Annotated in this window: 1 protein-coding gene; it reads left to right on the top strand. The window is 71.8% G+C overall.

The window, feature by feature from the left end:
- On the top strand, nucleotides 1–305 hold a 305-nt coding region (locus tag GQB03_RS22760), incomplete at both ends, for a hypothetical protein (protein ID WP_159694070.1).

A 305-nucleotide genomic window follows, 5' to 3' on the forward strand; every position in this document is an offset into this window, starting at 1 on the left:
TCGCGCTGGCCATCGCCGGCAGCGACGTGGCCGGGGCGGCCGATCCACTCAGCTACACCATCGACTGGGGCGACGGCTCCGCGCTGCAGACGCTCAGCGCCGCCGAACTGGCGGCCCTGGGCGGCAGCGTCGAGCACGTCTTTGCCGACGACGAGGACGGCCCGGTGAACGCCACCGCGCGCACCATCACGGTTACGGCGAACGATGGCGACGGCGGCGTGACCACGCAGACCCATGCGGTGACGGTGAATAACGTCGCGCCGAGCATTGCGCTCACGGGCAGTGGCTCGGTGACGCTGGGGGCG

This window comes from Cognatazoarcus halotolerans, assembly GCF_009800965.1.
In the GTDB taxonomy this organism is placed as follows: Bacteria; Pseudomonadota; Gammaproteobacteria; order Burkholderiales; family Rhodocyclaceae; genus Cognatazoarcus; species Cognatazoarcus halotolerans.